This is a genomic window from Secundilactobacillus hailunensis (assembly GCF_005405185.1).
GTDB classification, from domain to species: Bacteria; Bacillota; Bacilli; order Lactobacillales; family Lactobacillaceae; genus Secundilactobacillus; species Secundilactobacillus hailunensis.
The window spans coordinates 43,755-50,843 of record NZ_BJDO01000016.1 but is presented as its reverse complement, the minus strand read 5'-3'; the positions used below and the strand labels follow the sequence as shown (position 1 = coordinate 50,843).

Here is a 7,089-nt window from a genome sequence, read left to right as displayed (position 1 = left end):
TTGAAGCTTAGTCATAAAAAATCACCTCATCATAATTGATAAGGTGATCATACTGCGCCGTTAGACGCATTCATAGACGTTCGGTTATAGTGTGCTTACGCTAAAGCTTAGGCAGTTATTAAAAATAAATAGTAATCTGCATCAAAAAGCCTAATGAACAGTCGTAATTGACGTGTTCATTAGGCTTTTTAGTTTTACAGTTTGGAAGCCAGCTTAACGTCAGGATACTTCTCAGTAAACCAGCGTTCAGCAAATTGATTTTCAAACAGGAACAATGGGTCGCCGGCTAAATCTTTAACCAGTAAGTTTCGGCTGGAAGACATCCGTTCATCCAGCTGATCTGAATCGATCCACCGGGCGATTTTATGTCCCATGGGTTCCATAATGACATCGGAATTATATTCGTTCTTCATTCGGAATTGGAAGACTTCAAATTGCAGTTGACCAACCGCACCCAAGATGTAATCCCCAGTCGTATACGAAGTGTACAGCTGAATGGCACCTTCTTGAACTAGTTGCTGGATACCCTTATGAAACGACTTTTGCTTCATAACGTTCTTCGCCGTTACCCGTACAAACAATTCTGGCGTAAACTGCGGCAACTTTTCGAACTGTAGTTTCTTCTTACCGGTATAAATGGTATCCCCGATTTGATAGTTCCCAGTATCGTAAAGGCCAATGATATCGCCAGCCACCGCCGTTTCCACATTTTCACGAGTATCGGCCATGAACTGCGTGACGTTTGATAACCGCATCGTGCGTCCCGTTCGGCCTAAAGTAACGTCCATACCACGCTGGAATAGGCCGGAACAGATCCGCACAAAGGCGATCCGGTCACGGTGCTTCGGATCCATGTTCGCCTGGATCTTAAACACAAAGCCAGAGAATTCGTTGTCCGTTGGCTCGATGTCATCATTTTCCTCAGTCCGGTGAGCAGCCGGCTGCGGTGCAAATTTCAAATAAGTTTCCAAAAAGGTTTTAACCCCAAAGTTTGCTAAGGCTGAGCCAAAGAAAACGGGAGTCTGATCCCCACTGGCAATCTTTGCTTCGCTAAATTGATTACCAGCGTCTTCGATCAATTCCATATTATCTCGGGCATCTTCATACCAGGAATCGGTCTTTAACGGCTGCGAGTCGTCAATGTCACCATTGTCGTCCAATGGTAAATAGGTGGTCCCGTCACTTTCTGGGCGAAATAAAGCTACTCGGTTATGGTAACGGTCATACAGACCCTTTAATTCTTTCCCCATACCAATCGGCCAGTTCATTGGATAACCTTCGATTCCCAGAACTTCTTCCAGTTCAGCAATCAAATCCATTGGGTCGCGACCATCCCGATCCAGCTTGTTCATGAAGGTAAAAATCGGGATTCCCCGCATTTTACAGATCTTAAACAGTTTTTTAGTTTGCGGTTCGATCCCCTTTGCAGAGTCGATCACCATGACCGCGGAATCCACCGCCATCAGGGTCCGATACGTATCTTCAGAAAAATCCTCATGGCCAGGGGTATCCAAAATATTGATTCGCTTACCTTCATAGTCAAACTGCATCACGGAACTAGTAACGGAGATTCCACGCTTTTGTTCAATTTCCATCCAGTCTGATTTAGCAAAATTACCGCTTTTTCTAGCCTTAACGGTTCCGGCTTGACGGACAACGCCACCAAACAGCAATAGTTGTTCGGTGATGGTCGTCTTACCGGCATCAGGGTGAGAAATGATAGCAAACGTGCGCCGGTTGGCCACGTCTTGTGATAATGTCATAGCACTATTCCTTTCCAGTATTGATATTAACCGTTCTTTTCGATCTGATGCACAACGTAGTTAACGACTTTAAGTGAACTCAAGCCGTCATCAATCGAGCAGAACCGGTTATAGAATTTCATAAATTTAGGGTCTCCGCTCATATCAGGCTGTTTGAGACAAGCCGTAATACCCGCGAGTAATTCCTTTTCGTTATTGGCAATTTGCCCCGGCAGATCCTTTTCGTAATCAAGATAGAAGCCACGCAGCTCATCTTTATACAAATGATAATCGTATGGGTAAAAGAGAATTGGCCGTTTCAAATAAGCGTAATCAAAGAAAACGGATGAGTAATCGGTGATCAGCATATCCGAAACTAGGTACAGGTCCGAAATATTAGGATAACTGGAGAAATCATACACAAAGTCAGTGTAGTCACTAATATCCATGGCATTAGCAATCAGATAGTGCATCCGTAAGATCAGCACGGTGTCATCACCGAACTGTTTTCTGAAATCATCTAAACTAAATGGCAATTCAAAAGTATACTTACCCTTTTCAGCGAATTGATTATCCCGATAAGTTGGGGCATACAAAACCACCTTTTTATCCAGTGGAATACCCATTTGTTCCTTCAATACCTTAATGTCATCGGAATGACTATTGATCAATTCATCATTTCGTGGATACCCGACTTTCAGAATCTGGTTGTTAAACCCAAAGGCCGACCGGAAAATCTGGGTTGAATAATCGTTGGGGGAGACCAAAGCATCCCAACGGTTCGCTTCCTTCACAAAATTTTCATGGTACTTAGTCGTAGTCGTCCCAGGCATTGACACGTTTTCAATATCTAGTCCTAATTTTTTCAGTGGCGTCCCATGCCATGTTTGAATATAGGTCACGTACCGGGGCTTTTTGACCCAGGCTGGGAAACGCGCATTACTGATCCAATATGAACTTTTCTCTAACGTCCGGACCCACTTAGAAGTTCGCCGCACCACATAGGGAATCTGATTTTGCTTACAGAACTTCTTGAGCGAGCGATCAATTGACCAGACAAAGGTAAAGCCGGGATAAAGTTCAGCAAATAAACGATAGATTGCGTATGGACTATCACTAACTTGCCGGCCACCAAAGCTTTCAAAAACGATGGTGGGCTGATCATACGGTCGATGACCAGATTTAAATAGCCAGCGCATCCGCTGCAGGTTGACTTTATCTTGCAGCGTTCGGCCAAGGTTGACCACTGCCTGCAATTTTTGTGGTAATGCAGCAACTTTTTCCCCAATGGAAGGCGCTGGAAATTCTTTGATCACGATACCATTATTGATATTTTTTTCAATCAAAATCATTCGCCCACCAGGCAGGACTGATTGCGTCATCTGCCCTTCAAGGGAACGCGCTAAAATAACGCGCTGTTCAACTTGTTGTGAGCCCACCGTATACTCAACAAATAGATCTTCAATCGAGTTAGACGGTAGGTCTGTCAACGGAATATCCGTCTTGAATAGCGTTTTAAGTGACCCATTTGAAGTTGGGTAAGCCAATTTAGCGCCAGATTCACGTGTTTTTAAAATGATTTTTTGATCTTTAATAGGCTGACCATTAATTCGGTTATACCCAGTGATGCTAAGTGCATCGTCCGTTAAGTTCACTGAATTGATCGTAAACTCATCTTGAGGCTGCTGCGTATGAATGTTAAAAGTCGCCATTCCTTCAGCATCCGAATTAACTTGATAATAGCTAGTTAATGATAATTGGTGACGATCACTTAGATATTCAGATTCAACTTGTAAAATAACCTGCTCATCCGTCGTATTAAAGGCTAAAAACAACTGCCAGCTAAATTCACTTTGACCAAAAGCTTGAAATTGTAACAAATCAGGACTGATTTGAATCCGAATCAAGTTATTATCAATAATTTTTCGAACCGGCACCGTCACAGAAGCTAGACTGCTTTTCTCTAAAAACATGACTCTTAAATTATCAAAAGAGCCAGGGACGTCGATCAATTCAAACTCTAATTCTTGTTTGTTCTTTTTTTGATGTAAACCTGATAATATTGCACGCACGAGTAACGACTCTCCTTAGTAATTAAAGATCAACTGTTGTGGTAAATATGGGGTCAATTGCGGGCCATCATTGAGATCAATAAATAAACCAGTATCAGCCACTACGACCTGTTGCAGTAAGTTAGCATAGAAAGCGTAAACGGTGTTAAACCGGTCATAGTTTTGATAGCCAACCACTTCGTAATAGGACTGCTCAGCTGACTCCTGGTAAACAACATGATGTTCTTCATCTTCAGTTGCAATCAGTTCTGTGAACGCCAATTTTGAAGAACGACCCATGGTGTAGGCAAAATTGACTTGGTGCGTGTGGCGAATGAAGCGATAAACTAATTGACCCTGCTGATTCAGCAATAAAGCCTGCGCCAATTCACCATCCTGATAGTTCAAAATACCAAACTGTTTGCCTGCTTCGTAAACCGCTGATTGGACGGGTTGATGATTGTCAAACCGGGTCTCTAAAAGAGGCACTTCATTACTATCCGTTTTCACTTCAGCGACAATTTCATCATTTTTAATGTACCGAATGGTCGTTCTTTCAAGTGCGTTAGTTGCTTCAAACCGGTGTGCGGGTAACGCTTTAAAATCATTTTTAAACTGCTCGGCAACGGCAATATCGATTCCGGGCTCATCTGCCATTAAAGTGGCCAGCGAGACCACATTAAGCTGTTTTAATTGATTAGCCTGAAAAAGTGATTGAATTAAGTGCCGAGCAACTTCATAATCGTCAAAACTAATCATTGCCAAAATAATGGTAACTTTAACTTGATCATTCATTAATGACGCCACTTTTTGTTTAAACGTCAGCTTCTTCACACCAGTTAAGGAAGTGACCAAAAAAATTGCTTTTTTCATGCTGATATTAACCTCACTTTAAATTACAATAAAATATCCCTAGTCGCAACTGGGGATATTTGTCGTTACATTCAACTGATTATTTTTTCCAGTCAACTCCGGCTTTAAGGCCGAGATCTTCCTTGATCTTGGTCGTTGAAATACCTTCCGTTCGAGGTAAGTAGATGACTTGGCAATAGTCCTTCAGAAAATCAAACTTGCCCTTCCAATCATCACCCATAACAAAGATATCGATGTCATTGTCTTGTACATCTTTGATCTTTTGATCCCAGTTCTTTTCAGGAATCACTTCATCGACGTACCGGATAGCTTCTAGAATATATTTACGGTCTTCATATGATGTATATGCCTTTTTACCTTTGACTGCGTTGAACTCATCTGATGACAGACAAACGGTCAGATGATCACCAAGAGCGGCAGCACGCTTCAAAAGCCGTACGTGTCCCTTGTGCAATAAATCAAAAGTGCCATACGTAATTACTTTTTTCATTGAAATCTCCTGCTTAATTATTAATTTAATACGCTTCTTACTATCCCGACTATAATATCATAAATTTTAACACAACCCAACAGTCCATCACTGAATTATCACTGGTTTTAACTAAAGGTTACGTTTCTGAGGGTGGCTTGGCTTGGGTTTCCTCTCGCCGTTCGCTTTGCAGCAGCCAAATGTGGTAAATATTTTCGACAATCACCTTGACCACGGCATACAGCGGTACTCCGAGAATCATCCCCATTAAGCCGGCGATATTTCCTGCCACCATTAAGATTACGATAATGGTCAGCGGATGAATCTTTAACGTTCTGCCGATTACGTTGGGATAGACAAAATTACCGTCGATCTGCTGAACGATAATGGTAACGATCAGCACCGAAATCACCTGAACCAAGCCTGAACCAATGGCAACGATGATAGCGGGTAGGACCCCAATGTAGGGCCCAACGTAGGGAATAATGTTGCACATCCCAGCAAAGATACCCAATAGCAGGCCATACTTTAAGCCCACCAGGGTAAAGCCAATTGAAGTAAATGTCATGACAAACAGACATTCGATCACTTGACCGCCAATGTAATGGGACAGCGTCTGACTCATTTGGGAAAGAATATTCATGGTCTGATCAGCGTGCTTGGTAGGCATCAGCCGCCGTAGTGCTGGCATTAATTTTTGACCATCCTTTAACATGTAAAACAGCATGACTGGCACGGTCACGGCCACGATGGTCACGCTTGTCGCCAGACCGATCACAGTCCCCACGCTGGTCGTTAACCCGGTCATAAAGGACTGTGCGTAATTTGAAAGGCCATGCTCTAATTGCGAAGCATAGGACTGAAAATCAACGTTTTTCAACCATTTATACTGACTTAAGTGCTGATTGAGGTCATTCAAAGTCCCCTGAATGATGTGCACGATATGGGGCACATTGTTGACCAACGTAGCCACTTGCTGAATGAGCCTGGGTACTAACCAGAACAGTCCACCGGCTAAGATACCAAAAAGTGCTAAGAACAAGATGGCGACTGACCAAGTCCGGTTCAACCGGAAGCGACCAATTTTGATTTTTTGTAATACTTTCACAATTGGATTCAGCATGTAAAAGAGAATCCCTGCTAGCAGGATCGGCATAAAAACCGTTCTAAAGAAAGTCCCAATGGGAGCAAACAGGAAGCCTAATTTTGTGCAGACCCAAATCAACGTTGCCACGATTAAGATTTCCAACGACCAAAAAAGCAGTTTAGACCGCCGTGCTTGATTAAACATTCAGATGCCCCCTTACGTTCCCATTAATTACCATTCTTTCACACACAAAAAGCGAGGTCAGTATGTTCCAGCCGGCCTCGCTTTTAATAACTAAAGCAACCCCATTACTTATGACGGGAGAGCTCGAGATAGCGTGAATACCATAAATCAACGTATTCCTTTGAAAACGGACCCTTCCGATTATTGATCCAGTCGACCAAAATCAAAACATTCGCTTTTAAAATCTTGTCGATCTCAGGTGGATACTGCCAACGGCGACTGAACACTTCATACTCGTCAACATCGAGCAATCGTTTTTCACCATCAGGAAAAACCTTAACGTCAAGATCATAATCTATATACTTTAATGCTTCCTTATCTAAAACATAAGGAGTTGCAAGGTTGCAGTAATAAGAAACCCCATTGTCCCGAATCATCGCGACAACATTAAACCAATAGTGTTTATGAAAATAAACAATTGCCGGTTCCCGAGTGACCCATCGCCGCCCATCGTCTTCAATCACCAGTGTATGGTCATTGCAGCCAATCAGGGCATTTTCGCTTGTTTTTAGTACCATTGTATCGCGCCAAGTTCGATGCAAACTGCCGTCGTGCTTATAGCTTTTGATCGTAATGAAGTCGCCTTCCTTAGGTCCTCTAGCTTCGCGCGCCATATTAAACCCT

The 7,089-nt window shown here is 42.7% G+C and carries 6 protein-coding genes; all 6 read right to left on the bottom strand.

The window, feature by feature from the left end:
* Window positions 1-194: 194 nt before the first annotated feature.
* Window positions 195-1,763 carry a peptide chain release factor 3 gene (locus FFM73_RS06020; protein ID WP_137630880.1) on the bottom strand — a complete coding sequence of 523 codons (1,569 nt, stop codon included), beginning with the start codon at window positions 1,761-1,763 and terminating at the stop codon, window positions 195-197.
* A 26-nt stretch (window positions 1,764-1,789) separates the two neighbouring features.
* Window positions 1,790-3,814, bottom strand: coding sequence for a CDP-glycerol glycerophosphotransferase family protein (locus FFM73_RS06015; protein WP_137630879.1), 2,025 nt, complete (start codon window positions 3,812-3,814; stop codon window positions 1,790-1,792).
* A 15-nt stretch (window positions 3,815-3,829) separates the two neighbouring features.
* A complete protein-coding gene (locus tag FFM73_RS06010; protein WP_137630878.1) occupies window positions 3,830-4,666 on the bottom strand; it encodes a hypothetical protein in 837 nt (278 codons plus the stop codon).
* 79 nt (window positions 4,667-4,745) lie between these two features.
* Window positions 4,746-5,156, bottom strand: a complete 411-nt coding sequence (tagD, locus tag FFM73_RS06005) for a glycerol-3-phosphate cytidylyltransferase (protein WP_089137219.1) — start codon at window positions 5,154-5,156, stop codon at window positions 4,746-4,748.
* Window positions 5,157-5,274: 118 nt separating this feature from the next.
* Window positions 5,275-6,426, bottom strand: coding sequence for an AI-2E family transporter (locus tag FFM73_RS06000; protein WP_137630877.1), 1,152 nt, complete (start codon window positions 6,424-6,426; stop codon window positions 5,275-5,277).
* A gap of 104 nt (window positions 6,427-6,530) precedes the next feature.
* Window positions 6,531-7,079, bottom strand: coding sequence for a nucleoside tri-diphosphate phosphatase (gene ntdP, locus FFM73_RS05995; RefSeq protein WP_137630876.1), 549 nt, complete (start codon window positions 7,077-7,079; stop codon window positions 6,531-6,533).
* Between the last annotated feature and the right edge of the window lie 10 nt (window positions 7,080-7,089).